Source organism: Arcobacter sp. F155 (assembly GCF_004116455.1).
In the GTDB taxonomy this organism is placed as follows: Bacteria; Campylobacterota; Campylobacteria; order Campylobacterales; family Arcobacteraceae; genus Halarcobacter.
Window position 1 is genome coordinate 1 of the sequence record NZ_PDJU01000022.1, and the last position, 2,697, is coordinate 2,697.

General features: G+C 34.1%; 5 protein-coding genes. All 5 read left to right on the forward strand.

Annotated elements, in window-relative coordinates; genetic code table 11:
* A partial coding sequence (locus CRV03_RS13875) for a cbb3-type cytochrome c oxidase subunit I (RefSeq protein ID WP_258239104.1) occupies positions 1-596 on the forward strand: 596 nt, incomplete at its 5' end.
* A gap of 16 nt (positions 597-612) precedes the next feature.
* Positions 613-1,296, forward strand: coding sequence for a cytochrome-c oxidase, cbb3-type subunit II (gene ccoO, locus CRV03_RS13880; protein ID WP_129085737.1), 684 nt, complete (start codon positions 613-615; stop codon positions 1,294-1,296).
* Positions 1,297-1,305: 9 nt separating this feature from the next.
* Positions 1,306-1,530, forward strand: a complete 225-nt coding sequence (locus CRV03_RS13885; protein WP_129085738.1) for a cytochrome c oxidase, cbb3-type, CcoQ subunit — start codon at positions 1,306-1,308, stop codon at positions 1,528-1,530.
* 1 nt (position 1,531) lies between these two features.
* Positions 1,532-2,425, forward strand: a complete 894-nt coding sequence (locus CRV03_RS13890) for a c-type cytochrome (protein ID WP_129085739.1) — start codon at positions 1,532-1,534, stop codon at positions 2,423-2,425.
* A gap of 1 nt (position 2,426) precedes the next feature.
* Positions 2,427-2,672, forward strand: coding sequence for a DUF4006 family protein (locus CRV03_RS13895; protein WP_129085740.1), 246 nt, complete (start codon positions 2,427-2,429; stop codon positions 2,670-2,672).
* The last annotated feature ends 25 nt before the right edge of the window (positions 2,673-2,697 follow it).

The window sequence follows — 2,697 nt, forward strand, 5'->3', positions numbered from 1 at the left end:
TAATTTTACCATCATGGGGATCAGCAATTAATATGCTTTTAACAATGAAGGGTGAATGGCAACAATTACAATCAAATACTCTGATTAAGTTCATGGTTTTAGCATCAACATTCTATATGTTATCTACAATCGAAGGACCAATTCAGTCTATTAAATCTGTAAATGCAATTGCACACTTTACTGATTGGATTCCAGGTCACGTACACGATGGTGTTTTAGGATGGGTTGTATTTATGATTATGGCAGCACTATACCACATGGCACCAAGAATGTATGGAAGAGAGATTTACTCTAAGTCGTTAATGGATACACAATTCTGGTTACAAACAACTGGTATTGTATTATACTTTACTTCAATGTGGATTGCAGGTATTACACAAGGTATGATGTGGAGAGCATATGATGAATATGGTTCATTAGTATACTCATTCATTGATACTGTAACTGTATTACAACCATACTACACAATTAGAGCAGTTGGTGGATTAATGTATCTAATCGGATTCTTTATGTTTGCATATAACATGTACAAAACTGCAACAGCAGGAAGAGTACTTGATAAAGAACCAGTAAATGCTACACCAGTAGCAGCTTAAGAAGGAGGGTGTAATAATGTTTCATTGGTTTGAACAAAGACCGTTTTTCTTTGCGGTACTAGTATTCGTATTTATTGCGTTTGCAGGGATTATTGAAGTTATTCCTGATTTCGCAAAACAAAGTAGACCAACTGTAGGTACAAAACCATACAGTGTGTTAGAGTTAGCAGGTAGACAAGTATATATAAAAGATTCATGTAACGCTTGTCACTCACAATTAATTAGACCATTTAAATCAGAGACTGATAGATATGGTATGTACTCTTTATCAGGAGAGTATGCATATGATAGACCATTCTTATGGGGATCAAAAAGAACAGGTCCAGACTTAATGAGAGTAGGAAATTATAGAACTACTGATTGGCATGAGACACATATGATGGATCCTGCATCAGTTGTACCTGGAACAGTTATGCCAGCATATCCACATCAGTTTACAAATATAGCTGATTTAGATACTGCATACGCAGAAGCATATACAGTAAAAACTGTATTCAAAACACCATATGATGTAGATTTAGATGGTGATGGAAAAATTGATGTAGAGTTAGGTAATTATGAAAGTGCAATTGCAAAAGCAAAAGAAGATGCTAAAGCAATCGCTGCAGATATGAAAAACCAAGCTGTAAAAGATGCCGTTGCAAACGGTCAAGTTCCTGAAATTGTTGCATTAATTGCATATTTAAATTCTTTAAAATAAGAGGTTAAAATGGATCAAGAGACTCTTCTAACTATTCAAGGTTACGCGAAATTTTTCCTAATCTTAGTGGTGTTTATTGTGTTTTATTCGTATGCTTTTTCTATTTATAGAAGACAAAAGAAAGGTGAAAGGGATTTTGAGAAATATTCAAATCTAGTTCATGATGACACAATAGAGTCAGATCCTCTCGAAAATAGAAATAAAGAAGAAAAGAATAAAGAGAAGGAGAAATAATATGAAATCTATGGTAATAGGTGGTATTATTCTTATCATTGCTCTAATCTCAGGAACATATTTTGTTGCTGGTGATGCTTTTAGCTTTGGTGAGGATTATATTAATGACCTTACGATGTTAGCTGCTGTTGCAATTATCACTATTAGTGTATTTGTTGTATTAAAGTATGTTAACCAAATGAAAAATGATACTGCTAGTGGTGAACTAGCAGAAGATAACTGGGATGGAATTGGTGAATATAAAAACCCTATCCCAACAGGTTGGGGATTAGCATTTATTGGTACTTTAGTTTGGTTGTTTTGGTACTGGACAATTGGTTACCCAACTAACGGATTCTCACAAATTGGTCAATGGAACCAAGAAGTGAATGAATATAACGCAAGATTCTCTTCTAAATGGGAAAACCCATCAGAAGAAACTTTAGTTGCAATGGGTGAATCTACATACCTAGTTCAATGTGCACCTTGTCATGGTGTAGATGCAGAAGGTATTAATGGAAAAGCTCATGATTTAACAAATAGAATTGCAAAAGATCAAGTAGAGTATGTAATTAAAAATGGTGCAAATAACTTCACTGATGCATATCCAGCAGGAATGCCTCCAATGATGTTAACAGACCAAGCTGATATTGATGCAGTATCTTCTTATGTTGCAGGTGGATTCAAAGGTGAACAACCAGCAGCTTATGCAGTGTGTGCTTCTTGCCACGGTATAGATGGGAAAGGTATGGCTTATGTTGGTCCAAACATTCTTGAGTATGATAATGCAATCGTAGCTACTGTTCTAGAAAATGGTAAAAAAGGTAACATTGGTATGATGCCTTCATTTAAAGGTAGATTAAATCCTACTCAAGAAAAAGCAGTTGCAGCTTATATTAGAAGTTTAGGAGAGTAAGATGGCAGGAAATACACAAATGAATGATAATGAAAGAGGGATATTTTCTCTACTTCATGGAATTACAGGAATGTTAATTGCTACAGTATTACTACTAACAATCTTAGGAGTATTAACATACAACGCAATCGTAGTTCAACAAAATGAATCTACAAACTTTTATAAAATCAATCAAGATTTAGATGCTTTAAAATTCAATAGTACTGAAAACCTAAAGCATTATGAACTTGTTGGTAAACCTCAGTAAGGAGAGATAAAATGGATAAAATTAT

What these genes read in the sequence shown, in the direction of transcription:
- ccoO (WP_129085737.1), top strand. Translation starts at nt 613, where the DNA reads ATGTTTCATTGGTTTGAACAAAGACCGTTTTTCTTTGCGGTACTAGTA.
- CRV03_RS13895 (WP_129085740.1), top strand. Translation starts at nt 2,427, where the DNA reads ATGGCAGGAAATACACAAATGAATGATAATGAAAGAGGGATATTTTCT.
- CRV03_RS13885 (WP_129085738.1), top strand. Translation starts at nt 1,306, where the DNA reads ATGGATCAAGAGACTCTTCTAACTATTCAAGGTTACGCGAAATTTTTC.
- CRV03_RS13890 (WP_129085739.1), top strand. Translation starts at nt 1,532, where the DNA reads ATGAAATCTATGGTAATAGGTGGTATTATTCTTATCATTGCTCTAATC.